Origin of the sequence: Streptomyces sp. T028 (genome assembly GCF_048159505.1) — a bacterium.
In the GTDB taxonomy this organism is placed as follows: Bacteria; Actinomycetota; Actinomycetes; order Streptomycetales; family Streptomycetaceae; genus Streptomyces.
The window spans coordinates 53112-77476 of the sequence record NZ_JBLRVZ010000006.1 but is presented as its reverse complement, the minus strand read 5'-3'; the positions used below and the strand labels follow the sequence as shown (position 1 = coordinate 77476).

Here is a 24365-nt window from a genome sequence, read left to right as displayed (position 1 = left end):
CATACCGCGAGGTTGGTCCGGATCAGGCCGGAAATAGGTCACTCGCAAGGAGTAAGCCGCGGCTTTGGGTGCCTTTGGGCGACCTTTGGTCCACTCCACATCCCGCGTACCGGCGACCTTCACGCGGGCGCCATCGCACCCTTCCCCGACGTTCGATGCCCTTGGAACACTCGCATCCCGTCACGTGAGACACACCTTCCGCACGAGAGGTCCCTCACCCATGTCCGAGGTCAACCGGCGCCGCTTCCTCCAACTGGCGGGCGCCACCACCGCGTTCACCGCGCTCTCCGGCAGCATCGAGCGCGCCGCCGCGCTGCCCGCCCACCACCGCACGGGGTCGATCGAGGACGTCGAGCACATCGTCGTCCTGATGCAGGAGAACCGCTCCTTCGACCACTACTTCGGCACGCTGAGAGGCGTCCGCGGCTTCGGCGACCCGCGCCCGGTGTCGCTCGCCAACGGAAAATCGGTGTGGCACCAGTCCGACGGCACCAAGGACGTCCTGCCCTTCCACCCCGACGCCGACGACCTGGGCATGGCGTTCCTCCAGGACCTCCCGCACGGATGGAACGACGGCCACGCCGCGTTCGACGGCGGCAAGTACGACGGCTGGATCGCCGCCAAGTCCGCGACGACGATGGCGTACCTCAACCGCGCGGACATCCCGTTCCACTACGCGCTCGCCGACGCCTTCACCGTCTGCGACGCCTACCACTGCTCCTTCATCGGCTCGACCGACCCCAACCGCTACTACCTGTGGACCGGCTACACCGGCAACGACGGCAAGGGCGGCGGCCCGGTCCTAGGCAACGACGAGGTCGGCTACAACTGGACGACGTACCCGGAGCGGCTGGAGAAGGCGGGCGTCTCCTGGAAGATCTACCAGGACGTCGGCGACGGCCTCGACAAGGCCGGCAGCTGGGGCTGGATCCAGGACGCCTACCGCGGCAACTACGGCGACAACTCCCTGCTCTACTTCACCCAGTACCAGAACGCCCAGCCCGGCGACCCGCTCTACGACAAGGCCCGCACCGGCACCGACGCCCGCAAGGGCGAGGGCTTCTTCGACCGGCTGAAGGCGGACGTCAAGGGCGGGAAGCTGCCGCAGATCTCCTGGATCGTCGCCCCCGAGGCCTTCACCGAGCACCCCAACTGGCCCGCCAACTACGGCGCCTGGTACATCGCGCAGGTCCTCGACGCGCTCACCTCGGACCCGCAGGTGTGGGCGAGGACGGCGCTGTTCATCACCTACGACGAGAACGACGGCTTCTTCGACCACATGGTCCCGGCGTTCCCGCCCGCCTCCGCCGCGCAGGGCAGGTCGACGGTCGACACCGGCCCGGACGTGTTCCAGGGCGACAGCGGCCATGTCGCCGGCCCCTACGGCCTCGGGCAGCGCGTGCCGATGCTGGTCGTCTCCCCCTGGAGCAAGGGCGGTTACGTCTGCTCCGAGACCTTCGACCACACCTCCGTCATCCGGTTCATGGAGCGCCGCTTCGGCGTCCACGAGCCCAACATCTCGCCCTGGCGGCGCACGGTCTGCGGCGATCTGACCGCCGCGTTCGACTTCGGCCGCAAGGACACCCGCCCGGTCTCCCTGCCCGACACCGACGGTTACCGGCCGCCGGACAAGGACCGCCACCCCGACTACGTCCCCACCCCGCCCGCCCACCCGGTCCTGCCCAGGCAGGAGCGCGGCCACCGCCCCACCCGCCCGCTCAAGTACGCCCCGTTCGTGGACGGTTCGGCGAACGGCGCGGCCGGGGAGATCACGCTCACCTTCGCCTCCGGCGCCAAGGCCGGTGCCGCCTTCCTCGTCACCTCCGGCAACCGCGCGGACGGACCGTGGAGTTACACCACCGGTTCGGGCAAGACCGTCTCCGACACCTGGAACCCGGCCCGCTCCGGTGGCTCGTACGACCTGACCGTGCACGGCCCCAACGGGTTCCTGCGCACCTTCAAGGGCAAGGAGGCGGGGCTGGAGGCGATCGCGCGGCACGTCGGCGACGGCCTCGAACTCACCTTCACCAACAGGACCTCCGGCACGGCCGTGTTCAAGCTCGCCGACGGCTACGGCGGCCGGACCACGACCGTACGGGTGCGCCGCGGCGCCGTCGTCCGCCACTCGGTCGACCTGACGAGGAGCCGGCGCTGGTACGACCTCACCGTCACGGCCGACGGCGACGCGGACTTCGTACGGCGGTTCGCCGGACACGTCGAGAACGGGCGCCCCGGCGTCAGCGACCCGGCGATCGCCACGGAGTAGCAAGGGCCCCCGGAGTAGCAAGGGTCCGTTGCGGGGGTCCGGGAGACAACGGTCCGGGGGCAACGGTCCGGGCGTGCGGGTAAATGCGCGGTGAACACCGCATCGTAGGGTCTGGTCAGGTCCCTGTGGGCTCGGGGTAGTGTGCCCCGGTGACCACGCATTCGAACACACCTGCAGGCTGGTACCCGGATCCGCACGGTGCGGCCCAGACCCTGCGCTACTGGGACGGCACCCAGTGGACCGAGCACACGCACGCCGACCAGCAGGGCCAGGCGACGCCGGGCATCCCGGCGCAAGCGGCCGGACCCGACCCGCGCGTCCAGCGCCAGGTGCAGCAGCAGGCCGGGGTCGCCCCGAGCGGCCCCGGCGGAGGCACGCTGTTCAGCGAGCCGGTGCTGGTGGTGAACCAGAAGGCGAAGCTCATCGAGCTGACCAACGAGTACAAGGTCATGGACCAGCAGGGCAACCAGCTGGGCTCGGTCGTCCAGGTCGGCCAGAGCGCCCTGCGCAAGATCCTGCGGTTCGTCGCCAGCATCGACCAGTACCTCACCCAGAAGCTGGAGATCCGCGACGCCTACGGGCAGCCGGTGCTGCTGCTCACCCGTCCGGCGAAGATATTCAAGTCCCGGGTGATCGTGACCCGCCCGGACGGGCAGCAGGTCGGCGAGATCGTCCAGCAGAACGTCTTCGGGAAGATCAACTTTGCGATCAACGCGGGCGGCCAGCAGGTCGGCGCCATCAAGGCGGAGAACTGGCGGGCGTGGAACTTCGCCATCGTCGACCACGCGCAGAACGAGGTCGCCCGGATCACCAAGACCTGGGAGGGCCTCGCCAAGACGATGTTCACCACCGCCGACAACTACGTCCTGCAGATCCACTACCAGCTGCCCGAACCGCTGCTGAGCCTGGTCGTCGCCACCGCCCTGACGGTCGACACCGCGCTGAAGCAGGACGCCCGCGGGCTCGGCTGACGCCCGGTCACAGCGGCGTGAGGTGCTCCGGTCCCGTCGCGGGCCGGGGCAGCAGCGCCGGCTCGGCCGAGGCGGTCTCCGGCCTCAGCGCGAGTACGGCGGCCACGGGGTGCTCCTCGTCGTGGAGCGGCAGGGGCTCCGGCGTGGCCCGCGACAGCAGCACCACACCCCACCCGGCGAGCCCCGCGCCCGCCAGCGCGAGCAGCACACCGGCCGGTCCGCCCTGGAGCCGTTCGCCGAGCAGAACGAGCCCGATCGTCGCGGCGGCCACCGGGTTGGCCAGCGTCACCATCGCCAGCGGGGCGCCGAGCCCGCCCCGGTAGGCGGTCTGCGACAGCAGCAGCCCGCCCGTCGCGAACGCCGCGACCAGCAGCGCCACTCCGATCACCTGCACGCTCAGCAGCGAGCCCGAGCGGTCCGTGGCCGCCACCGTCACCGTCTGGGTGAGTGCCGAGGCCACCCCGGAGGCGATGCCCGAGGCACTCGCGTGCCGCAGCCCCGGCCGGGTGCCGGGCCGGGCCAGCAGCCCGATCACCGCCGCCGTGGCCCCTGCCACCGCGACCGCCTCCGAGCCGCTCAGCACGGTCTCGGGGGCCGGGCCCGAGGCCGTGACCAGGATCGCGGCCAGCCCCGCCAGGGTGAAGGCCGTGCCCCGCCACTCCGCCGAGGTGACCTGCCGCCCCGCGACCCGGGCGCCCATCGGCACCGCGGCCACCAGCGTCAGCGCGCCCAGCGGCTGCACCACGGTCAGCGGACCGTACTTCAGCGCCACCACGTGCAGCAGCGCGGCCGACGCGTTCAGCCCCACCGAGGCCCACCAGGCACCCCGGCCCAGCATGCGCACCAGGCCCGCGCCGGGGGAGCGGGAGGCCAGCCGCTCCTGGGCGACGGCCGCGGCCGCGTAGGCGACGGCCGAGAACAGGGAGAGGACGACGGCGACGAGGGTGGCGTTCATCGGCCCGCCCCCACCAGGACGTGCTCCCGGGCCCCCGCCCGGACCGGCCGCAGACCGCCGCGGCCGGCCGTGGTCGTCGTCCGCGCCGGCGCCTGGATCGCCGCGAGCACCAGGCCCAGCAGGCCGCCCGCCACGACCGCGTCGAGCCAGTAGTGGTTCGCGGTCCCCACGATCACCAGCAGCGTCACCAGCGGATGCAGCAGCCACAGCCAGCGCCACCGCGAGCGGGTCGCCACGATCAGCCCGACCGCGACCATCAGGGCCCAGCCGAAGTGCAGCGAGGGCATCGCCGCGAACTGGTTCGACAGCTGGTCCGTCTGCGGCGGCCCGTACACCGAGGGCCCGTAGACCCGCGCGGTGTCCATCAGGCCCGCCGCCGCGAGCATCCGGGGCGGGGCGAGCGGGAACGCCAGATGCAGCACCAGGGCCGCCGCGGTGACGGCGGCGAGCACCCGCCGGGCCCACACGTAGTGCGCGGGGCGCCGCAGATACAGCCAGACCAGGAAGGCCAGCGTGGCCGGGAAGTGCACGGTCGCGTAGTAGGTGTTCGCGCCCCGGACCAGGACGTCCCCGTGCAACAGCAGGGACTGCACCGCGCCCTCGCCGGGAAGGCGCAGCCATCGTTCGGCGTGCCACACGTCACCGGCGTTGCGGAAGGCCTCGGCGGTGTGGCCCGTGGCCAGTTGCCGCCCCAACTTGTAGACGAGGAAGAGCCCTGCGACGAGCAGGAGCTCCCTGACTATGGGCGGCCGTGCCGGCGAGACCGGCTCCGCTTCTTCAGGCTCGGTGCGGGCATTCATCCCCCGGCCCCTTCACTGGACGGTGGTGCACTGCGGTGCGTTTCATCGATCGGTGCGTTTGATCGATCGATACGACATCGTACCGATACGCTACTGTACCGATACGAGCGAGTACCGGTACACTTGCGTATCGATTGAGATACGACACACTGGAGGCAGGCCGCAGGGCCGGGCAGCCAGACGGACGGAAGCGGGGAGAAGAGAGATGACGTCGCAGGCCGCGGACGGACCGGAGCAGGTCACCGCCACGCGCCGCTCCAAGCTCACGCCCGAGCGCGAGCAGGAGTTCTTCGACGCCGTCCTCGAACAGATCCGCGCCTGCGGATACGAAGCGGTCACCATGGAGGGTGTCGCCGCCAGCACCCGCTGCAGCAAGTCCACGCTCTACCGGCAGTGGAAGACCAAACCCCAGTTCGTCGTCGCCGCCCTGCGCTCACGGCGCACGGCACGGCTCGCCGGTATCGACACCGGATCCCTCGCCGACGACCTGTGCGAGGCCGGCCGGGCGGCGGGCCGCTGGTCGACGGCCGACACCCAGCTGCTGCAGGCCCTCGGCCACGCCGTGCACGGGGACGAGGAGCTCGCGCGGGCCCTCCGCGAGGCGCTGATCGACCCCGAGATCGAGGCCCTGCGGGAGATCCTGCGGCGGGGCGTCGAGCGCGGGGAGATCCCCGCCGACCACCCGGCGCTGGAGTACATCCCCGCCCAGATGTTCGGCGTCGTCCGGGCCCGTCCCATCGTCGACGGCGAGTTCGCCTGCCCGGACTACCTGGTCCGCTTCGTACAGGCGGCCGTACTGCCGGCGCTCGGGCTCACCGCGCCGCCGTGCCGCCCGGACTCGACAGCAGAGCCGGACTCGACAGCAGAGCCGGACTCAACAGCAGAACAGGACGGACTCAGGCCGCCGTCCACGGGATGACCGGACGGTGACCTGCACGCGCCGCACCGTGGGGACGGGGGCGGCGCGCACCCCCCGGCCGGGTGGGGTTCCCCTTGAGCGGAGGGGCGCCCCACCCGGCCGATCGACGGGCCTCACACGTTCGTACCGCTGCCCCCGCCGGACGCGACCTTGATGCCCTTCGTGATCGTGTCGATGACCGTCACGCTCTGGTCGGCGTCCACGCCGAACCGCAGCACCACCAGCCGCTTGCTGTCCGCCGGCGCCGGGAACGCCAGCGACTCCACGTACCCGTCGGCGCCCTTGCTGGTGACCGCCTTCCAGCGCACCAGATAGCCCTTCTGCCCGGCGACGGTCACCGCCTTGGACGCGAGCACCTGGTGCGAGGTGATCGCGCCGTAGGTGTCGCCGCCGTACGACTGCTCCGCGTTCTCGGCGATGTCCGCCTTGGCGACCTCCTCGGCGGTGTCCCCCTTGGTGCCCAGCAGCTCGACCGGCGAGGAGTACACGCCGCCCTTGGTGCAGGACTTGGAGGTGTCGCCGGGGCACTTGTAGGTGGACTCGGAGGTCACCGCCGCGCCGGAGCTGCCCTCCTGCCCGTACCAGCCGTCCGGGATCGGGATGCTGATCCCGTTGAGTACGTCGGTCACCGACCCGCTCTCGATCCTCGGCGCCTCGGACTCCTGGGGCGACGGCGAGGCCCCGCCCGAACCGCCCGAGTCCCCGGAACCGCCGGAGCCGCCGGGCCCGCCACCAGAGCCACCGGGTCCGCCCTGGCCGCCCGTACCGCCGTTGCCGCCCGGTCCGCCCTGGCCGCCCGGCCCCTGCGCCGTACCGCCGCCACCGCTGCCGCCGTCGTCCTTGGACAGCGCGTACACGCCCACCCCGATACTGGCGAGGACCGCGACCGCCGCCGCGACGGCTATGCCCGTGCGCAGTCCGCGCCGCGGGCCCGTCCCCTCCGGCGGTGCCGGGTACGCCGGATAGGTCGGGTACGCCGCATACGCGCCGTCGGTCGGCGCCTGCGCCGGCGGACCCCATGCGGCGGCCGAGCCCGCGGGGCGGGTCTGGTCCGTCCATGCCTTGCCGTCCCACCAGCGCTCGGTGGCGGGACCGTCACTTGTCTGCCCCGGGTCGGGGTACCACCCGGGAGGAGTCACCTGCGTCATGCCCTAACCGTATGAGGCATCGGTGAAAGGCGGATGAGAGGGAGGGCATTCCGTTGCGGAGAACCGCGCGGAGGGCCACGCGCAGGACTGTGTGGGCAGCCGCGTGGGGAGCCGCCCGGCTGGCGCGAATTCAACGTCAATTCGGCGCGCGTCGCCCGCAGTTGACGTTCCGGGGAGCGAGACGCCGGTCCGTCCGACCGCGCCGGGGCACACCGTGTCACCCGTGGAGGCAGGACCTGCGCGGACTGCCTCCACTTGGCCGCCCGGACGGCTACGCTCGAGTTCTGTACGTCGTCCGGGCGGCACTTGGGGAGGTAGCGGGATGACGGAGGCACGGCCGGCGGGGGCCACCCCGGCTCCCCTGTGGGAGCGCGAAAGGGAGATCGCCGGCATCGCACGGGCGGTGGACGCGCTCTGCGCCGACCGCTCCTCCTCGGGTCACCTGCTGGTGCTGCGGGGCGAGGCCGGCGTCGGGAAGACCGCGTTGCTGGCCGAGACCCGCCGTATGGCAGAGGACCGGGGCTGCACGGTCTGGTCGGCCCGCGGCGGCGAGACGCTCAGGTCCGTCCCCTTCAACGTCGTACGGCAGCTGCTGCAGCCCGCGCTGCTGTCCCTGCTGCCGGAGGAGGCCCGCGAGTACCTCGGCGACTGGTACGACATCGCGGGCCCCGCGCTCGGCATCGCGGACCCCGGCGAGGGCCCGGCCGACCCGCAGCACGTGTGCGACGGCCTCGTCGCCGCCGTGAGCCGGCTGGCCTCGCGCTGCTACCCGCTCGTCCTGCTCGTCGACGACGCGCACTGGGCCGACCAGGAGACCCTGCGCTGGCTCGCGGCCTTCACGGAACGCCTCGACCGCTTCTCCGTCCTGGTCGTCGTGGCACGCAGGCCCGAGGCGGTCGGCGGCGACCGGGGCCGCTACCTCGACGCGATCGGCGAGGCCGCGGGCCCACGCGTCACCAGCGTCAACACCCTCACCCCGACCGCGGTCGCCGGCCTGACCCGCGCGACCCTCGGAGAGCACGCGGACGCCGCGTTCTGCCGCGAGGTGTGGGCCGTCACCGACGGCAACCCCTACGACACCGTCGAACTCCTCGCCAAGGTCAAGGACAAGGGCCTCGACCCGACCGAGTCCTCGGCCACGGAACTGCGGCCCCTGAACCGTGCGGCGCGCGGCGGCGGGCTCGTCGACCGCCTGGAGGAACTGGGCGTGGAGGCCACCCGGTTCGCCATGGCGGCCGCCATCCTCGGCGGCGTCGGCATCTCCATCGACGAGGCGTCCCGGCTCGCCGTCATGGGCCGCGACACCGCGCTGCGCTGCGCCGAACTGCTGCGCACCGCCCGCATCCTCACCGAACCCGACCCGGCGGCCGTCCCCGCCGCCGAGGGCGACCTGGAGTTCGTCCACCCGCTCATCGCCAGCGCCGTCTACGACAGCATCCCCTCCAGCCTGCGCACCGCGATGCACGGCATCGCCGCCAAGATCGTCACCGAGGCGGGCAAGGGCCTCGCGGCCGCCTCCCGGCATCTCGTCCAGGTCCACCCCGAGGGCGACCAGGAACTCGTCGAACAGCTGCGTGGCGCGGCCGGCGAACACCTCGCGGTCGGCGCCCCGGACGCGGCCCGCCGCTGTCTGGAGCGCGCCCTGGCGGAACCGCCCGACCCGGACGTCCACGCGCGTGTGCTCTACGACCTCGGCTGCGCCACCCTCCTCACCGCGCCCGCCAGAACCGTCGAGCATCTGCGCACCGCGCTCGCCATGCCCGGTCTGGAGGGCGACGACCGGGTCGACGCCGTCTACCGCCTGTCCCAGGCCCTCCTGCACAACGACCAGATGGAGGAGGCCGTCCGCACGGTCGAGGCGGAGGCCGACCGGCTCGCCCCGGGTCCGGCCAAGATGCGGCTGCGGGCCGTGCAGTTCATGTGGGAGTGCGTGCACGCGGGCGAGGCGATCTCACCGAACCGCTCCGAGCAGCTCGCCGCGCTCGCCGAGACCTGCACCGGCCGCGACAGCGCCGAGCGCGCCCTGCTCATCCTGCGCGGCTTCGACGCCGTGACCCGCGGGGAGAACGCCGAGGTCGTCGTCGAGTTCTGCGACCGCTCCCTGGTCAACGGCGGCCTCGCCCCGGGCCTCGGCTGGACCGACCAGGTCTGGGGCATCGAACTGCTGATGATGCTGTCCAGCTCCTACGCCTACACCGACCGGCTCGACCGCGCCGACACCTTCTTCAACGAGGCCCTGCGCACCTACGAGTCGGCCGGCTGGAGCGGCGGCCATCTCGCCCTCGCGCACGCCTACCTCGGGCTCGGTCTGCGCCGCCGGGGCAGGCTGATCGAGGCGGAGGCATCCCTGAGGAAGTCCCTCCAGCTCGCCGAGCGCGTCGGCCGCGGACTGCCCCTGTACTGGTCGGCCACCTGCAACCTGGTCGACGTGCTGCTGTGCCGCGGCCATGCCGACGAGGCCTGGGAGATCGCCGAGGAATGCGGTTTCGCCCAGCCGTACCCGTCCACGATCGTGCTGCCCGACCCGCGCTCGGTGCGCGGTCGGCTGTTGCTCGCCGTGGGCCGCACCGCCGAGGGGATCAACGAGCTGGAGGAGGCGGAGAAGGCGGCGGCCGTCCGCGGCCACCTCAACCCCGTGATGGTCCCCTGGGCGGTCGACCTCGCCCGGGCCCTCGCGACCACGGACCCGGCCCGTGCGGCACAGCTCGCCGCCGACGCCCGCAGCCGGGCCGAGCGGTTCGGCACCGACACGGCGATCGGTGAGGCGCTGCGGTGCGCTGCCGCGCTGGAGACCGGGCAGCGTGCGGTGCGGCTCGCGCATCAGGCGGTCAGCCTGCTGGAGTCCTCGCCGAGTCAGTACGAGCACGCTGCCGCTCGGGTTGAGTACGGCGTTTTGTCGCGGTCGGCGGCTGAGTTGAACCGGGGGTTGGCGTTGGCGCGGACCTGTGGGGCGGACGGGTTGGTGGAGCAGGCGGAGGTGGCGTTGGGGGCGGGGTGAGTTTTCGGGTGCGGGTGCATCGTGGCTGGTCGCGCCCACGCGGCGGAGCCGCATATCGACACAGCCCCGCGCCCCTATCGGGGCGCTCCCCAACCGTAGGTCAGTCTGCCAGGTCTTCCTCCAGCACCCGCTGGGCCGTCGCGAACGCCGAGTTCGCTGCCGGGACCCCGCAGTAGACGGCCGTCTGGAGGAGGACCGCGCCGATTTCGTCCGGGGTGAGGCCGTTGCGGCGGGCCGCGCGGACGTGCATGGCCAGCTCGTCGTAGTGGCCGTGCGCGATGAGCGCGGTCAGCGTGATCATGCTGCGCTCGCGGCGGCTGAGTGTGGGGTCGGTCCAGATCTCGCCCCAGGCGTAGCGGGAGATGAAGTCCTGGTAGCGGGCGGTGAAGGGGGACTGGCGGGCCTGCGCCCGGTCCACGTGGGCGTCGCCCAGCACCTGGCGCCGCACCTCCATGCCCCGCTTGGCCCCGCCGTCGAAGTGGGTGCGCAGCGCGGTCAGCACCGCCTCCGGCTGTTCGGCGGGCGCCAGGTGCGAGGCACCCGGGATCTCCACGAGCGCCGCGTCCGGCACCACGTCCGCGATCTCCCGCAGATGCGCGGGAGGGGTGGCCGGATCCTGCCGCCCCGCGATCAGCAGGGTCGGCACGGAGATCTCCGCCAGCCGCTCCCGCAGATCGAACGCGCCCAGCGCGTCACAGCAGGCGGCATAGCCCTCGGGGTCGGCGGCCCGATGGTCGGCGACCAGCTCCGGCACGGTGAAGCCGGGGGTGAACCAGCGCGCGTCGGCGCTCTCGGCGAGCTTCTCCAGCCCCTCGCTCCGCACCTGCGCGGCCCGCTCCTCCCACGGCCTGCTGCCGTTGAAGTGGGCCGAGGAGCAGATCACCGCGAGCTTCGTGATCCGCTCGGGGTGGTGCAGCGCCAGGTGCAGGCCCACCGCGCCGCCCAGCGACACCCCCGCGTAGCCGAACCGCTCCAGGCCGAGCGAGTCGGCGAGCGCCAGCACCAGCGCGGCCAGGTCGCCGACCGTGGCGCCCGGCCCGATCAGGTCGGCGGGCGAGCCGCCGTGCCCCGGCAGGTCGTAGCGGACCACGCGGTGGGTGACGGACAGCTCGGGCGCGACCTTGTCCCACAGGGCGTACGAGGTGCCCAGCGAGGGCCCGAGCAGCAGCGCGGACGCGGAAGCGGGGCCCTCGGCACGGTGGTTGAGCAGCTTCTCGGTCAACGTCGCTCCAGCGCACGGTCGGTGAGGGCACCGGCGGAGCCGGTGTAGCGGGCGGGGTCGGTGAGGTCGCCGAGGTCGATGTCCTTCAAGTCGGGTTCCTCGGCGAGGAGTTCGGCGAGAGGGCGGCCCTCGGCGTAGGTGCGCGGGGCGAGCGCGGTGAGCAGTTCCTTGGCGCGGGCCCGGCCCAGCACCGCCGACAGTTCGGCGGACAGCCGCTCGGAGACGATGAGACCGTGGGTGAGCTCGAGATCGGCGCGCATCGCCTCCGGGTGGACCCGCAGGCCCTCGGTCAGCTCGGCCGCGTCCCGGGCGGCCCCGCCGACCAGCCGCAGCAGATCCCTGAGCGGCTCCCACTCGGCGTGCCAGGCCCCGGCCGGCCGCTCGTCCGGAGCCGTCAGCGACCCGAACAGAGTGGCCGCGAGCTGGGGTGCGCGCAGGGCGGCGGCCGCGATCAGCGTCGAGCGCACCGGGTTCGCCTTGTGCGGCATGGCCGAGGAGCCGCCCCCGCTGCCCTCCGCCACCTCGGCGATCTCGGTGCGGGCGAGGGTGAGGACGTCCGTCGCGACCTTGCCCAACGCGCCCGCCGCGAAGGCCAGACAGGCGGCGAGGTCGGCGACCGGGGTGCGCAGGGTGTGCCACGGCAACAGCGGTTCCGCCAGCCCGAGTTCACGGGCGTACGCACCCGGCAGCGCCGTCGCGTCCTGGGCGCCGTACGCCGTGAAGGCCGCCAGTGTCCCGGCGGCGCCGCCGAGTTGGGCGGGCAGCGACTCCCGTACGGCGGTGATCCGGTCCCGCGCGTCCAGCACGAGGGAACGCCAGCCGGCGGCCTTCAGCCCGAACGTCGTCGGTACGGCGTGCTGGGTGAGCGTCCGTCCGGGCATCACCGTGTCCCGGTGCTCGGCGGCCAGCGCGGCCAGCGCCTCCTGAGCGCGGCCGAGATCGGCCAGCACCGGGTCGAGGGTGCGTACCGCGACCAGCATCGTCGCCGTGTCCATGATGTCCTGGCTGGTCGTGCCCCGGTGGACGTACGGACCGTACGTGCCGCCGACCACCCGGGTGAGGTCGCCGACCAGCGGGATCACCGGGTTGCCGCCGGCGCGGGCGCGTTCGGAGAGGGAGTGCGCGTCGAACGCGCCGGCCGCGGCCGCGGTGACCGCCGCCCCGGCCCCCTCTGGGGCCAGGCCCAGCCTCTCCTGGGCACGGGCCAGCGCGGCCTCCGCGTCCAGCAGCGCCCGCAGGTAGGAGGCGTCACTCGTCGCGGAGGCGGCGGGGGAGCCGGTCCACCCGGGGGAGAGCAGACCGGACTCGGGCCGGGCATCGGTCACCGGAACTCCAGGAACACCGTCTCGCCTTCGCCCTGAAGGCGGATGTCGAAACGGTAGGTGCCCAGCGGGCCGTCCGCGGCGATCAGCGTGGCGCGGCGCGCCGGATCGAGCTGCTGCAGCAGCGGGTCGGCGGCGAGGGCCGCCTCGTCGCCCGGCAGGTAGATCCTGGTGAACAGGTGCACCAGCAGGCCGCGTGCGAACACACAGACGCTGAGGTAGGGGGCGCTGTTCCCGCGCGCGCCGGGCCGCAGCGTGCGCGCCGACCAGTGCCCGTTGGTGTCGGTCTGGATGCGGCCCCAGCCGGTGAACTCCACGCCGTTGCGGCCCAGGAAGCCGCCGGTGGACGGGTCGCGCCGCATCGAGCCGTCGGTCTGCGGCACCCGGCCGTCCGGGTCGGCGCCCCACAGCTCCACGAACGCGTCCGGCAGCGGGTTGCCCTCGCCGTCGTACACGTACCCCTGCACGGCGATGGTGTCCGGGTGGCCGAGGGGGGCGATGTCGCCGCCGCCGGGGAACGGCAGGGCATGGCCGTAGAAGGGTCCGACCGTGTGCGACGGGGTCGGGAGCACGGTCTCCGGACGGCTCGTGTCGATCTTCGTCATGGCAGGTCAGCGTCCTTCTTCGATCCAGGTGGCGTGCGGCCCGTCCAGCACGATGTCCCAGTGGTAGCCCATCGAGAACTCCGGCACCGACAGGTCGTGGTCGTACGTCGCGACGAGGCGCTGACGCGCCGAGTCGTCCGTCACCGACTGGAGGATCGGGTCGTAGGGGAACAGCGGGTCGCTCGGGAAGTACATCTGCGTCACGAGCCGCTGGGTGAACGCCGTGCCGAAGAGCGAGAAGTGGATGTGGGCGGGCCGCCAGGCGTTGAGGTGCTGGCGCCACGGGTAGGGGCCCGGCTGGATGGTGGTGAAGTGGTACTGGCCGTCGGAGTCGGTCAGGGTGCGTCCGACGCCGGTGAAGTTCGGGTCCAGCGGGGCGTCGTGCTGCTCGCGCTGATGGGCGTACCGGCCCGCCGAGTTGGCCTGCCAGATCTCGATCAGCTGGCCCCTGACCGGACGCCCGTCGCGGTCGAGCAGCCGTCCGGAGACGGTGATGCGCTCGCCGATCGGCTCGCCGTTGTGCTGCCGGGTCAGATCGTTGTCGATCTCGGTGATGTCACGCTCGCCGAAGGCGGGGGAGTGCAGCTCCACCAGCTCCGGGTCCTTCGTGACGTCGATGGTGATCGGCGGCTGCTTCGGATGGCGCAGGACCGAGGAGCGGTACGGCGCGTAGTCGCGGCGCGGCTGGTGCTCGACGGGCGCGCCGTCGGCGACCCGCTTCTCGTACGCGGCGCGCTCGGCCGCGATCTCCTGGTCGATGTCGGCTTGCGTGAGAGTCATGGCGATTCCTGGAGGCCTAACGTTCGAGGACGAGGGCGAGGCCCTGGCCCACGCCGATGCAGAGGGTGGCGACACCGGTGCCGCTGCCCTTGCGGGCGAGCTGGTGGGCGACGGTGCCGGCGAGCCGGGCGCCGGAGGCGCCGAGGGGGTGGCCGAGGGCGATGGCGCCGCCCTGCGGGTTGAGGACCGCCGGGTCGAACTCGGGCCACTCGGCGACACAGCCCAGCACCTGGGCGGCGAAGGCCTCGTTCAGTTCGAGCACGGACAGGTCGGCGAAGGTCCTGCCCGCCTTGGCGAGCGCCCGGTTGACGGCTTCGACGGGGGCGAGTCCGAAGTAGTGCGGGTCGACGGCGTGGACGCCGGTGGCCGAGACCCGGGCGAGCGGCTCACGGCCGGTGGCCTTCAGCCCCTCCTCGTCGACCAGCAGCAGGGCCGCGGCACCGTCGTTCAGCGGCGAGGCGTTGCCCGCGGTGACGGTCCCCCCGTCGGGGCGGAAGGACGGCCTCAGCTTCGCCATCGCCGCCAGGGACGCATCGGGCCGTACGCATTCGTCGGCACCGAAGACGACCGGGTCGCCCTTGCGCCGCGGGATCGCCACCGGCGCGAGCTCGGTGTCGAACAGGCCCTCGGCCTGCGCCTTCGCCGCCTTCTGGTGGGAGGCGAGGGCGAACTCGTCCTGCTGCTCGCGGCTGATCTTGTGCTTGTCGGCGATCAGCTCCGCCGACTCACCCAGCGGGACGGTCCACTGCGGGTCCATCCTCGGGTTGACCATCCGCCAGCCGAGCGTGGTCGAGTACAGCTCGGCGTGCCCGGCGGGGAAGGCCCGGTCCGACTTCGGCAGCACGTACGGCGCCCGGGTCATCGACTCGACACCGCCCGCCACGGCGATGGAGGCGTCGCCGACCGCGATGGCCCGGGCCGCCTGGATCACCGCCTCCAGGCCGGAGGCGCACAGCCGGTTGACGGTGACACCGGGGACGCTGGTGGGCAGCCCGGCGAGAAGGGCGGCCATCCGGGCGACGTTGCGGTTCTCCTCGCCGGCGCCGTTGGCGTTGCCGAGGTACACGTCCTCGATCCGCGCCGGGTCCAGCGCGGGCGTACGGGCGAGGAGCTCACGGACGGCATGGGCGGCCAGGTCGTCCGGGCGCACGCCCGCGAGCCCGCCGTTGTAGCGGCCGATCGGGGTACGGACGGCGTCGACGATGTACACCGTGTTCACAGCAGGTCCTCCGCGACGGTCAGCTTGGCGTCGGTCTTGGCGATGACGTCCTCGACGCTCACCCCGGGCGCGACCTCGGTCAGCACGAGCCCGTCCGGAGTCACGTTGAGCACGCCGAGATCGGTGATGACCCGGTTCACGCATGCCTTGCCGGTGAGCGGCAGGGCGCACTCGTCGAGGATCTTCGCCGAGCCGTCCTTGGCGGTGTGGGTCATCACCACGACGACCGTACGGGCCCCGTGGACGAGGTCCATCGCCCCGCCGATCCCGGTGATCAGCTTTCCGGGGATCGCCCAGTTGGCCAGGTCGCCCTTCGCGGACACCTGCATGGCGCCCAGTACGGCGACGTCGATGTGTCCACCGCGGATCATCGAGAACGACAGCGCCGAGTCGAAGAAGGAGGCGCCCGGCAGGACCGTCACCGTCTCCTTCCCGGCGTTGATCAGATCCGGGTCCACGGCGTCCTCGGCCGGATACGGGCCGGTGCCCAGGATGCCGTTCTCCGACTCCAGGATCACCTCCACACCCTCCGGCAGGTAGTTCGGGATCAGCGTCGGCAGCCCGATGCCCAGGTTGACGTACTGGCCGTCCTGAAGCTCGCGCGCGGCCCGGGCGGCCATCTCCTCACGTGTCCAGGCCATCAGCTGCTCACCGTCCGCTGCTCGATCTTCTTGTCGGCCGCCTGCTCCGGGGTCAGCGCGATCACGCGCTGCACGAAGATGCCCGGCAGATGGACCGCGTCCGGGTCGATCTCCCCGGGCTCGACCAGTTCCTCGACCTCGGCGATCGTGATCTTCCCGGCCATGGCGGAGAGCGGGTTGAAGTTGCGGGAGGACTTGTTGAAGACGAGGTTGCCGTGGCGGTCGCCCTTGGCGGCCCTGACCAGCGCGTAGTCGGTGCGGATCCCGCGCTCCAGCACGTACTGGGTGCCGTCGAACTCCCGCACCTCCTTCGGCGGGGACGCCAGCGCGACGCCGCCCTCACCGTCGTAGCGCCACGGCAGTCCGCCCTCGGCGACCTGGGTGCCCACCCCGGCGGGGGTGTAGAACGCGGGGATGCCGGCGCCGCCGGCCCGCAGCCGCTCGGCGAGGGTGCCCTGCGGGATCATCTCGACCTCGAGCTCCCCGGCCAGGTACTGGCGGGCGAACTCCTTGTTCGCGCCGATGTACGAACCGGTCACCCGGGAGATCCGCCCGGCGGCGAGCAGGACCGCGAGGCCCGACTCCATCGCCCCGCAGTTGTTGGAGACGACCGACAGACCGGTCACGCCCCGCTCGTACAGGGCCTGGATGAGGACGTTCGGCACGCCGCTCAGTCCGAAGCCACCCACTGCCAGCGACGCGCCGTCCGGCACGTCGGCCACCGCCTCCAGGGCCGTGGCGACCACCTTGTCCATCCGTTGAGCCCCATCTCTTCCGAGTGTCACCAGCTCCCTGAATTAATCAGGACACTGAGCATTTCTCCGAGGTTGCCCACACGCTGCCATCGCGGGGCGGGTCCGTCAAGACTCCAGGCAGGAGGAGGTGTGGGCGACCTCTGGAGGCGAGACGGGGGCGGCGGCCGGGCGGTATTGTTCAGTGCACCGATCGAATCTGAAGCAGAGGAGCGCACATGGGCGCGGTGGACCTCTCGAGCCACCCCGGGCACCTCGCCCGGCGGCTGCAGCAGGCGCACTACCTGCTGTGGAACACGATGGTCTCCGAGGAGATCACCTCCCCCCAGTTCGCGGTCCTCAACGCGCTCGTCGCCGAGCCGGGCCTCGACCAGCGCACCGTGGGGGAGCGGGTGGGGCTCGACCGCTCCACCATCGCCGAGGTGATCAGCCGGCTGGGCCGGCGCGGGCTGCTGGACAAGGTCCGCGACCCGGCGGACGGCCGCCGTTCCCTGCTGCGGCTCACCGAGGAGGGGGAACGCACCCACCGCAGGCTCACCGTGCGCACGGCCCGGATGAACCAGGTGTTCCTCGCGCCGCTCTCCGCCGAGGAGCAGGCCCAGTTCTTCGACCTGATCCGGCGGGTCTCGGACGCGGCGGAGGGGCTGCGCAATCCGGCGGAGCCGCTGGTGGGGCAGGGATGAGACGGCACGTACCGTGACCTGGCCGATCACGGCGCCTTCGCGAAGACCACCCACACCTGGCCCCGGGCGAAGTCGACCGGGTTGCCGTCGCCGGTGGTGAAGTCCGTGCCGTCCCGCACCGTCGCCCGCTTCCAGCGCACGTCGTAGACCCGCCCGTCGCGCAGCACCTCCGCCGTCCCCGAGCCCACCGTCTCGGTGTACGGCGTGTTGTTGCCGAGGAAGTCGCCGAACGCCGACCGGCGCACCTTCACGTGCTGCACGACCACGGTCGCCGGGGCCACCCGCTGCCCGTCGGCCGTCACCGTCGGCGTGCCGTCCATGGAGACCAGCCAGCGCGCCCGGTCCGCCGACCAGGTGAAGGTGAAGCGGGCCGCCGGGTAGCGCACGGTGTGCGAGGCCTGCGCCCTGCCGCCGGAGGGCGCGGGACCGTAGCGGAAGCCGGTCGTCAGCGCGGTCGGGCCCGGCGCCGAGGGCAGCAGCCGGTCCGGGCGGAGGTAGAGGTTGTGCGGGGCGGCCCGGCCCGGCCCGCGGAAGTAGGCGCCGGACGCGTCGCCCGGCGTCACGGCGTCCAGCGGCGCCCGGTCGATCAGCGGCAGCAGCTTGCTCTGCGCCCCGGAGAAGGCCAGCACCGGCCGCCGGAACTGGCCCAGCAGCTCCAGATCGGACTCACGGGCACTGCGCACCGGCCCCACGGCCTGCGGCAGCCTGCTCGCGTACACCGCCATCAGCCTGCTCAGTCCGCCCTCGACCTGCTCGACGTACACGAGGTCCGCGGCGTCCACCCCGGTCTGCGGGCGGGCCGCTCCCGCGTTGTCGATCTTCACGGCGAGTACGGAGCCGAGCGCTGTGGCGGGCGGGCTGACGCCGCTCGGTCTTCCTGACGTGCTGCGTCCGTCGTCGGGGGAGCGGGTCGTCGTACAGCCTGCCGCGAGGGAGAGGGCCAGTGCGGCGGCGAGCAGTGCCGCGGCCCGCGTTGCCCTGACCGCCGTCGTGCAGCGTCTCGCGCGTTGTGCACCCACCATGGCCACCCCGTTCCGTGTCTTGATTGTGCGCTCGTCTGTTCGGTTGCGCCTCCGCGTGAACGGATCCGGTGTGACAGAGATCCGGTGTGACAGAGCCGCCGGTCCGGGTACCCGGGGCGGAGCCGGGACCGCGGTCCCCGGATTCGCCGGGACGGACCGGACCGGCGGAAGGAGCGCGGCACCATGAAGGCAGTGACCTGGCAGGGGAAGCGGGACGTCCGGGTGGAGACCGTGCCCGACCCGCGGATCGAGGAACCCACGGACGTCGTCATCCGCGTCACGTCCACCGGACTGTGCGGCTCCGACCTGCATCTGTACGAGGTGCTGACCCCGTTCATGACCCCGGGCGACATCCTGGGCCACGAGCCGATGGGCGTCGTCGAGGAGGTCGGCGCCGGGGTGCCCGACCTCATGGCCGGCGACCGGGTCGTGGTGCCGTTCCAGATCGCCTGCGGCAACTGCTGGATGTGCCTGAACTCCCTGCCCACACAGTGCGAGACCACCCAGGTCACCGGCGAGGGCATGGGCGCCGCCATCTTCGGCTACTCCCGGCTGTACGGCGCGGTGCCCGGCGCCCAGGCCGAGTATCTGCGCGTCCCGCAGGCCCAGTACGGCCCGATCAAGGTGCCCGAGGGTCCGCCCGACGACCGGTTCGTGTACCTCTCCGACGTCCTGCCCACCGCCTGGCAGGCCGTCGCCTACGCCGACGTCCCCCAGGGCGGCAGCGTCGCGGTGCTCGGGCTCGGCCCCATCGGCGACATGGCCTGCCGGGTCGCCCAGGTGCGCGGCGCCGGCCGGGTGTTCGGCGTCGACCTGGTCGGCGAGAGGCTGCGCCGGGCCCGGGCGCACGGCGTCGAGGCGTACGACCTGCGCGGCTTCGACAGCGAGAAGGAACTGGTCGTCGCCCTCCGCGACGAGACCGACGGGCGCGGCCCGGACGCCGTGATCGACGCGGTCGGCACCGAGGCACACGGCAGCGCGGCCGCCCGCCTGGTCCAGAACGCGTCCGCGCTGCTGCCGCGCGCACTCGGCGGCCCCCTCGCGGAACGCTTCAGCGTGGACCGGCTCGCCGCCCTGCACACCGCGATCGAACTGGTGCGGCGCGGCGGCACCCTCTCCCTGGTCGGCGTCTACGGCGGCACGGCCGACCCGCTGCCCATGCTGACCCTGTTCGACAAGCAGCTCCAGATCCGCCTCGGCCAGGCCAACGTGCGCCGCTGGAGCGACGAGATCCTGCCGTACCTCACCGACGAGGACCCCCTCGGCGTCGACGACTTCGCCACCCACCGGCTGCCGCTGTCTCAGGCGCCGCACGCGTACGAGATGTTCCAGCGCAAGCAGGACGGCGCGGTGAAGATCCTGATGACGCCGTGAGTCACCGTGTCGCTGGGTGAGTCACGGTGTCGCTGGGGTGGGTCACGGTGCCGGCGGGGGCGTCCCCAGGATCTCCGCGAGGTCGTAGCGCACCGGCTCCTCCAGTTGCGTGTACGTGCAGCTCTCCGGCGTACGGTCCGGGCGCCAGCGGCGGAAGCGGGCGGTGTGCCGGAACCGCGCCCCGTTCTCCATGTGGTCGTACGCCACCTCGGCGACCCGCTCCGGCCGCAGCGGCACCCAGGACAGGTCCTTCTTGCCCGACCAGCGGCTCGGCGCCCCGGGCAGCCGGGCGCTCTCGTGCGCCGCCTCCTCGGTCCAGGCCGCCCACGGATGCCCGGTGGCGTCCGCCATCCGCAACGGCTCCAGCTCCTCGACCAGTTCGGCCCGCCGCTTCATGGCGAACGCGGCCGACACGCCCACGTGCTGGAGGGTGCCCCGGTCGTCGTACAGGCCCAGCAGCAGCGAGCCCACCACGGGCCCGCTCTTGTGGAAGCGGTAGCCGGCGACCACGACGTCCGCGGTGCGCTCGTGCTTCACCTTGAACATGGCCCGCTCGTCCTGCCGGTAGTGCAGGCCGAGCGGTTTGGCGATCACCCCGTCCAGGCCGGCGCCCTCGTACTGCTCGAACCACCGCCGGGCCACCTCGACGTCCGTCGTCGCCGGCGCCAGATGCACGGGCGGGGTCACCCCCGCCAGCGCCCTGGTCAGCAGCTCCCGCCGGTCGGTCAGCTCCACGTCGAGCAGCGAGGTGTCCGCCAGCGCGAGCAGGTCGAACGCCACGAACGACGCCGGTGTCCGCTCGGCCAGCGTGCGCACCCTGGAATTCGCCGGGTGGATGCGTTCGGTGAGCGCGTCGAAGTCCAGCCGCCCCTCCCGCGCGATCACGATCTCCCCGTCCAGCACGCACCGCTCGGGCACCCGCTCCTTCAGCGCCTCCACCAGCTCGGGAAAGTACCTGGTCAGCGGCTTCCCGGTGCGGCTGCCCAGCTCGACCTCGGCCCCGTCGCGGAACACGATCGCCCGGAACCCGTCCCACTTCGCCTCGTACTGCATTCCCGGCGGAATCGCCGCCACCGACTTGGCGAGCATCGGCTTCACGGGCGGCATCACCGGCAGATCCATGCTCCGACCCTATGAGCCGTCCATGGCATCCGCCTGTTGAGCGCAACGTCCGTAAAACCAAGGTCAGGGGTCCAGAACCTGCCGGTCAAGGAGCCAGACCCATGGAGAACGTACCCCCGCCGCGAACTCGACGAGGCCGCTCCTCGTCACGTCGCCATCCCCGCGTACGTGGTCGCCGCCCTGCGCAGACGATCGCTCATCAGACGTCACAACACGGCCACAGCGTCACCAAGCACCCCCCAGCACGACGCATGATGCCCCCCACCCACACCGACGCAGGGGGGACCATGCGCATCCGCACCGCAACGGCCGCCATCACCGCCACGCTCACCATCACCCTCGTCGCATGCAGCAGCAGCGACGGCAGCGACAGCAGCGACACCGCGGACAGCACCACCACCGCCGCGAGCCATACGTCCGACCCTGGCTACAGCGAGGCCATGAAGGCCGCCGGCATCCCGCCCGAGCCCACCGGCGCCGAACGCACCGCCCTCCTCAGCGCCCTCGCCAGAGTGAACCCGGACATCGCGCACTACGAGGGCAAGGCCATCGACGCCGCCCGCAACCAGTGCTCGGCGATCAACAAGGGCACCCAGAAGCTCGACCAGCTCGCCTCGACCCGCTTCACGTACAAGGACGTCACGACCACCGAGGCCCAGGGCAAGCAGATCAACCAAGCCCTGAAGGACGGCGGCTTCTGCAAGGTCTGACACAGGAGTCCCGGGCCGTGACGGCGCCCAGTCCCAGGCAACTGGGCGCCGATCGCACAACGCGGGGCCCGGCGTCACGCCGGAGGCACACTCACGAGGGAGTGGCTCTCCAGTTCTGCGCCCGGACCGCCCCGATCGCCCGGTATGCGCGTCATGGGCGTTACGCCTACCGTGGCTCGCATGGGTGACGCGGTGGAACTGGAGGCGGGCGGCCGGACCGTACGGCTGTCCAGTCCCGACAAGGTCTTCTTCCCGGAGCGCGGCTTCACCAAGCTGGACCTCGCCCGCTACTACCAGGCGGTCGCCCCCGGCATCCTGCGCGCCCTGCTCAACCGCCCCACCACCCTGGAGCGCTACCCCGACGGGGTGACCGGCGAGTCCTTCTTCCAGAAGCGGGCACCGAAGAACATGCCCGACTGGATCCCCACCGCCCACATCACCTTCCCCAGCGGCCGCAGCGCCGACGAGATGTGCCCCACCGAGGAGGCGGCCGTGCTGTGGGCCGCCCAGTACGGCACGCTCACCTTCCACCCCTGGCCCGTGCGCCGGGACGACGTCGACCGCCCCGACGAACTGCGCATCGACCTCGACCCGCAGCCCGGCACCGACTTCGACGACGCCGTGCGCGCCGCCCATGAACTGCGGACCGTCCTCGACGAGTACGGCGGTCTGCGCGGCTGGCCCAAGACCTCCGGCGGCCGAGGTCTGCACGTCTTCGTGCCCATCGAGCCCCGCTGGACCTTCACCCAGGTCCGCCGCGCGGCGATCGCCGTCGGCCGGGAGATGGAACGCCGGATGCCGGAGCGGGTCACCATCAAGTGGTGGAAGGAGGAGCGCGGCGAGCGCATCTTCCTCGACTACAACCAGACCGCCCGCGACCGCACCATCGCCTCCGCCTACTCCGTACGGCCCCGCCCGCACGCCCCCGTCTCGGCGCCGCTGCGCTGGGAGGAGGTCGACGAGGCCCAACCCCGCGACTTCGACATCGCGACCATGCCCGCCCGCTACGCCGAACTCGGCGACGTCCACGCCGACATGGACGACCACGCCTTCTCCCTGGAGCCCCTCCTGGAACTCGCCCGCCGCGACGAACACGACCACGGCCTGGGCGACCTCCCGTATCCCCCGGAGTACCCGAAGATGCCGGGCGAACCGAAGCGCGTCCAGCCGAGCAGGGCCCGGAACGAGGACACACCGTCAGCTCCCCGCTCCCGCCGCCGCGAGAAGCCGGCCCCGCCACCGGAATCGACGGCACCCTGACAGGGGGCGGACCGGTTTCGGCGGTCCGCGAGAGCGCCCTCACCGCCCTCCGCTCCCGGAGCTATCCTGATCCGCACCCCGCCCACCGAGGAGGAGCCCCGACGTGACCGAGACCGCGCAGCGTCCCACCCTGGAGGCCGTGGCCGCGCGGGCCGGGGTGTCCAGGGCCACCGTGTCGAGGGTCGTCAACGGTGGGGACGGGGTCCGGGAGCCTCTGGTGGAGCGGGTCCGGCAGGCCGTGGAGGAACTCGGGTACGTACCCAACCAGGCGGCCCGCAGCCTGGTGACGAAGCGGCACGGCGCCGTCGCCGTCGTCATCGCCGAACCGGAGACCAGGGTCTTCGCCGACCCGTTCTTCGCGCTCCAACTCCGCGGCATCAGCAAGGAACTGACGGCCCAGGACAACCAGCTGGTCCTGCTGCTCACCGAGGGCCGCGACGACCACACGCGGGTCGCCCGCTATCTCGCCGGCGGCCATGTCGACGGCGCCCTGGTCTTCTCCCTCCACCTCGACGACCCGCTCCCCGGCCTCATCCGCGGCACGGGTCTGCCCACCGTGTTCGGCGGACGCCCCGGCTGGAGCGACGGCGACGCCGGTGTGGTGTACGTGGACAGCGACAACCGGGGCGGGGCCCGCGAGGCCGTACGCCATCTCGTCGGCCTCGGCCGCACCCGGATCGCGCACCTCACCGGCCCCCTCGACCAGACCTCGGCGGCCGACCGGCTCGACGGCTACCGGGACGTCATGGGCGAGACCGCCCCAGGGCTCGTCGTGGCGAGCGACTTCACGCCCGGCGGCGGGGAGCGCGCGACGCGCGAACTCCTGGGCCGCTGCCCGGACGTCGACGCGGTGTTCGCCGCGAACGACCTCGCCGCCTCGGGCGCGCTGCGCGTTCTGCGCGAGCACGGGAGGCGGGTGCCCGAGGACGTGGCGGTGGTCGGCTTCGACGACATGCTGCCGGTCGCCGAGGCCACCGACCCGCCGTTGACGACGGTCCGTCAGGACATCGAGGAGATGGGCCGGATCATGGCCCGCCTCCTGCTCCGCCGCCTCGACCCACGCACCCCCGTGGAAGCCCCGGCCGGCGTGGTCCTGCCGACCACCCTGGTACGGCGAGCCTCGGCCTGAGCCCGGCCCGACCAGAGCCCGGTCCGACCAGAGCCCGGCCCGACCAGAGCCCGGCCCGACCAGAGCCCGGCCCGACCAGAGCCCGGCCCGGCCCGAGCCACGCCCGACGTGAGCGCGGTCCCGACTGCGGCGCGCCTGAGCCTGGGCCGGCCTGGGCAGGGCCGGGGTGTGAGCGGTCCCGACGACTGCGGCGCGCCCCGGTCCGAGCGCGGCACGACCCCGAGCGCGGTCCCGTCTGCGGCGCGTCTCGGTCTGGGCCTGGCCCTGCCTGAGCCTGGTCCGCCTGTGGTGCGCCCCGGTCCGAGCCCGGCCCGGCCTGTGGTCCGGCTCGGTGGGCGCAGGGCTGGGCGTGAGAGGAGTCCCGTCCGTCCGCGCGTCTCGGTCTGCGCATGGCCCTGCCTGAGCGCGGGCGTGGCCCTGCTGCGGGCGCGGTCCGGTGGCCGGCCTCAGCCGCTCCCGCCAGCTGT

20 protein-coding genes and 1 pseudogene are annotated in these 24365 nt (G+C 72.7%); 9 read left to right on the top strand and 12 right to left on the bottom strand.

The annotated features are described in order from the left end of the window. The first annotated feature begins 220 nt into the window (after positions 1 to 220). Both ACLZN2_RS06065 and ACLZN2_RS06060 read left to right on the top strand, forming a co-directional pair. On the top strand, positions 221 to 2266 hold the full coding sequence (locus tag ACLZN2_RS06065) for a phosphocholine-specific phospholipase C (protein ID WP_416977326.1): 2046 nt from the start codon (positions 221 to 223) through the stop codon (positions 2264 to 2266). Positions 2267 to 2415: 149 nt separating this feature from the next. After that, complete coding sequence (locus ACLZN2_RS06060) at positions 2416 to 3237, top strand: phospholipid scramblase-related protein (protein ID WP_416977325.1); 822 nt, start codon at positions 2416 to 2418, stop codon at positions 3235 to 3237. Between the two features lie 7 nt (positions 3238 to 3244). On the opposite strand, the gene ACLZN2_RS06055 is transcribed toward ACLZN2_RS06060, so the two are convergent. Both ACLZN2_RS06055 and ACLZN2_RS06050 read right to left on the bottom strand, forming a co-directional pair. Next, positions 3245 to 4192, bottom strand: coding sequence for a hypothetical protein (locus ACLZN2_RS06055; protein WP_416977324.1), 948 nt, complete (start codon positions 4190 to 4192; stop codon positions 3245 to 3247). Then, a complete protein-coding gene (locus tag ACLZN2_RS06050; protein WP_416977323.1) occupies positions 4189 to 4992 on the bottom strand; it encodes a phosphatase PAP2 family protein in 804 nt (267 codons plus the stop codon). The genes ACLZN2_RS06055 and ACLZN2_RS06050 overlap by 4 nt, the downstream gene beginning before the upstream one ends. 205 nt (positions 4993 to 5197) lie before the next feature. On the opposite strand from ACLZN2_RS06050, the pseudogene ACLZN2_RS06045 reads away from it, so the two are divergent. Continuing rightward, positions 5198 to 5809: pseudogene (locus ACLZN2_RS06045) on the top strand (TetR/AcrR family transcriptional regulator C-terminal ligand-binding domain-containing protein); the annotation flags it as partial. A 215-nt stretch (positions 5810 to 6024) separates the two neighbouring features. On the opposite strand, the gene ACLZN2_RS06040 reads toward ACLZN2_RS06045, so the two are convergent. Then, a complete protein-coding gene (locus ACLZN2_RS06040; RefSeq protein ID WP_416977322.1) occupies positions 6025 to 7059 on the bottom strand; it encodes a DUF2510 domain-containing protein in 1035 nt (344 codons plus the stop codon). A gap of 322 nt (positions 7060 to 7381) precedes the next feature. Between ACLZN2_RS06040 and ACLZN2_RS06035 the strand changes: the two genes are divergently transcribed. Further along, the gene (locus ACLZN2_RS06035) at positions 7382 to 10057 is read left to right on the top strand and encodes an ATP-binding protein (protein ID WP_416977321.1); all 2676 of its coding nucleotides are present in this window, start codon (positions 7382 to 7384) and stop codon (positions 10055 to 10057) included. A 100-nt stretch (positions 10058 to 10157) separates the two neighbouring features. Here the strand turns inward: ACLZN2_RS06035 and pcaD are convergent, their stop codons facing one another. Genes pcaD through ACLZN2_RS06000 form a run of 7 tightly spaced genes read right to left on the bottom strand, consistent with a single transcriptional unit; the run spans position 10158 to position 16601 of the window. Continuing rightward, positions 10158 to 11279 carry a 3-oxoadipate enol-lactonase gene (gene pcaD / locus ACLZN2_RS06030; protein WP_416977320.1) on the bottom strand — a complete coding sequence of 374 codons (1122 nt, stop codon included), beginning with the start codon at positions 11277 to 11279 and terminating at the stop codon, positions 10158 to 10160. Continuing rightward, positions 11276 to 12604, bottom strand: coding sequence for a 3-carboxy-cis,cis-muconate cycloisomerase (gene pcaB, locus ACLZN2_RS06025; RefSeq protein WP_416977319.1), 1329 nt, complete (start codon positions 12602 to 12604; stop codon positions 11276 to 11278). Before pcaB ends, pcaD begins: the two co-directional genes overlap by 4 nt. Next, entirely contained in the window at positions 12601 to 13206 is a 606-nt protein-coding gene (pcaG, locus tag ACLZN2_RS06020) for a protocatechuate 3,4-dioxygenase subunit alpha (protein ID WP_416977318.1), read from the bottom strand. The genes pcaB and pcaG overlap by 4 nt, the downstream gene beginning before the upstream one ends. Positions 13207 to 13212: 6 nt before the next feature. Then, a complete protein-coding gene (pcaH, locus tag ACLZN2_RS06015; protein ID WP_416977317.1) occupies positions 13213 to 13986 on the bottom strand; it encodes a protocatechuate 3,4-dioxygenase subunit beta in 774 nt (257 codons plus the stop codon). Positions 13987 to 14002: 16 nt separating this feature from the next. Then, positions 14003 to 15205, bottom strand: coding sequence for a thiolase family protein (locus ACLZN2_RS06010; protein WP_416977316.1), 1203 nt, complete (start codon positions 15203 to 15205; stop codon positions 14003 to 14005). Next, complete coding sequence (locus ACLZN2_RS06005; RefSeq protein ID WP_416977315.1) at positions 15202 to 15846, bottom strand: CoA transferase subunit B; 645 nt, start codon at positions 15844 to 15846, stop codon at positions 15202 to 15204. Before ACLZN2_RS06005 ends, ACLZN2_RS06010 begins: the two co-directional genes overlap by 4 nt. Then, positions 15846 to 16601, bottom strand: coding sequence for a CoA transferase subunit A (locus ACLZN2_RS06000; RefSeq protein ID WP_416977314.1), 756 nt, complete (start codon positions 16599 to 16601; stop codon positions 15846 to 15848). The genes ACLZN2_RS06005 and ACLZN2_RS06000 overlap by 1 nt, the downstream gene beginning before the upstream one ends. Positions 16602 to 16816: 215 nt before the next feature. On the opposite strand from ACLZN2_RS06000, the gene ACLZN2_RS05995 reads away from it, so the two are divergent. Continuing rightward, positions 16817 to 17281, top strand: a complete 465-nt coding sequence (locus tag ACLZN2_RS05995; RefSeq protein ID WP_416977313.1) for a MarR family winged helix-turn-helix transcriptional regulator — start codon at positions 16817 to 16819, stop codon at positions 17279 to 17281. 26 nt (positions 17282 to 17307) lie between these two features. Here the strand turns inward: ACLZN2_RS05995 and ACLZN2_RS05990 are convergent, their stop codons facing one another. After that, positions 17308 to 18303: a DUF3048 domain-containing protein gene (locus ACLZN2_RS05990; RefSeq protein ID WP_416977312.1), complete on the bottom strand. Its 996-nt coding sequence runs from the start codon at positions 18301 to 18303 to the stop codon at positions 17308 to 17310. 183 nt (positions 18304 to 18486) lie between these two features. Here ACLZN2_RS05990 and ACLZN2_RS05985 point away from each other — a divergent pair, with 183 nt between their 5' ends. Further along, positions 18487 to 19677, top strand: coding sequence for a zinc-dependent alcohol dehydrogenase (locus ACLZN2_RS05985; protein ID WP_416977311.1), 1191 nt, complete (start codon positions 18487 to 18489; stop codon positions 19675 to 19677). Positions 19678 to 19719: 42 nt separating this feature from the next. Here the strand turns inward: ACLZN2_RS05985 and ACLZN2_RS05980 are convergent, their stop codons facing one another. Further along, complete coding sequence (locus tag ACLZN2_RS05980; RefSeq protein ID WP_416977310.1) at positions 19720 to 20799, bottom strand: ATP-dependent DNA ligase; 1080 nt, start codon at positions 20797 to 20799, stop codon at positions 19720 to 19722. 287 nt (positions 20800 to 21086) lie between these two features. Between ACLZN2_RS05980 and ACLZN2_RS05975 the strand changes: the two genes are divergently transcribed. The 3 genes from ACLZN2_RS05975 to ACLZN2_RS05965 all read left to right on the top strand — a co-directional run bounded on the left by ACLZN2_RS05975 (position 21087) and on the right by ACLZN2_RS05965 (position 23898). Continuing rightward, a complete protein-coding gene (locus ACLZN2_RS05975; protein WP_416977309.1) occupies positions 21087 to 21509 on the top strand; it encodes a hypothetical protein in 423 nt (140 codons plus the stop codon). Between the two features lie 180 nt (positions 21510 to 21689). After that, on the top strand, positions 21690 to 22769 hold the full coding sequence (ligD, locus tag ACLZN2_RS05970) for a non-homologous end-joining DNA ligase (protein ID WP_416977308.1): 1080 nt from the start codon (positions 21690 to 21692) through the stop codon (positions 22767 to 22769). A gap of 103 nt (positions 22770 to 22872) precedes the next feature. Beyond that, positions 22873 to 23898: a LacI family DNA-binding transcriptional regulator gene (locus tag ACLZN2_RS05965; RefSeq protein ID WP_416977307.1), complete on the top strand. Its 1026-nt coding sequence runs from the start codon at positions 22873 to 22875 to the stop codon at positions 23896 to 23898. Positions 23899 to 24365 lie beyond the last annotated feature (467 nt).

Coding starts and splice junctions, on each gene's coding strand:
- ACLZN2_RS06005 (WP_416977315.1), bottom strand. CDS start 15,846: ATGGCCTGGACACGTGAGGAGATGGCCGCCCGGGCCGCGCGCGAGCTT.
- ACLZN2_RS06055 (WP_416977324.1), bottom strand. CDS start 4,192: ATGAACGCCACCCTCGTCGCCGTCGTCCTCTCCCTGTTCTCGGCCGTC.
- ACLZN2_RS05975 (WP_416977309.1), top strand. CDS start 21,087: ATGCGCATCCGCACCGCAACGGCCGCCATCACCGCCACGCTCACCATC.
- ACLZN2_RS06035 (WP_416977321.1), top strand. CDS start 7,382: ATGACGGAGGCACGGCCGGCGGGGGCCACCCCGGCTCCCCTGTGGGAG.
- ACLZN2_RS06050 (WP_416977323.1), bottom strand. CDS start 4,992: ATGAATGCCCGCACCGAGCCTGAAGAAGCGGAGCCGGTCTCGCCGGCA.
- ACLZN2_RS05990 (WP_416977312.1), bottom strand. CDS start 18,303: ATGGTGGGTGCACAACGCGCGAGACGCTGCACGACGGCGGTCAGGGCA.
- ligD (WP_416977308.1), top strand. CDS start 21,690: ATGGGTGACGCGGTGGAACTGGAGGCGGGCGGCCGGACCGTACGGCTG.
- pcaH (WP_416977317.1), bottom strand. CDS start 13,986: ATGACTCTCACGCAAGCCGACATCGACCAGGAGATCGCGGCCGAGCGC.
- ACLZN2_RS05995 (WP_416977313.1), top strand. CDS start 16,817: ATGGGCGCGGTGGACCTCTCGAGCCACCCCGGGCACCTCGCCCGGCGG.
- ACLZN2_RS06000 (WP_416977314.1), bottom strand. CDS start 16,601: ATGGACAAGGTGGTCGCCACGGCCCTGGAGGCGGTGGCCGACGTGCCG.
- ACLZN2_RS05985 (WP_416977311.1), top strand. CDS start 18,487: ATGAAGGCAGTGACCTGGCAGGGGAAGCGGGACGTCCGGGTGGAGACC.
- ACLZN2_RS06065 (WP_416977326.1), top strand. CDS start 221: ATGTCCGAGGTCAACCGGCGCCGCTTCCTCCAACTGGCGGGCGCCACC.
- ACLZN2_RS06040 (WP_416977322.1), bottom strand. CDS start 7,059: ATGACGCAGGTGACTCCTCCCGGGTGGTACCCCGACCCGGGGCAGACA.
- ACLZN2_RS05980 (WP_416977310.1), bottom strand. CDS start 20,799: ATGGATCTGCCGGTGATGCCGCCCGTGAAGCCGATGCTCGCCAAGTCG.
- pcaG (WP_416977318.1), bottom strand. CDS start 13,206: ATGACGAAGATCGACACGAGCCGTCCGGAGACCGTGCTCCCGACCCCG.